General features: G+C 63.0%; 1 pseudogene. It reads right to left on the reverse strand.

Going from position 1 to position 322, the window contains the following annotated elements:
- A pseudogene (locus tag ADK65_RS37880) lies at positions 1-98 on the reverse strand (TetR/AcrR family transcriptional regulator); the annotation flags it as partial.
- Between the last annotated feature and the right edge of the window lie 224 nt (positions 99-322).

Genomic DNA, 322 nt, shown 5'->3' on the forward strand with positions numbered 1-322 from the left:
GTCTCGGCGAGGATCTGCCGGGCGGCGCGAATGAGCGCGCGACGGGTCTCGGCGCGGCGCCGCTCGAACCGGTTGCTGGGCGGGGCTGACGTAGGCATGTACAGAGCTTAACCGCGGGGACGATGACCACAGCATCTCTGATGAAATCATCATTTCATGCTGGGAAGGCCTTGACGCCGAGACTGTCAGACTTGATGATCTCGTCATTATGGCGATGTTGCTTGGAGGGCACCATGTCTGAAACGCGCGTCAACGGGGGCGATGTCAGGACGGCTCACCAGGACCTGCACAGTGAGCAGGGCGCCCTGCGCGGCGAGCATCC

Source organism: Streptomyces sp. NRRL B-1140, assembly GCF_001280065.1.
Taxonomy (GTDB): Bacteria; Actinomycetota; Actinomycetes; order Streptomycetales; family Streptomycetaceae; genus Streptomyces.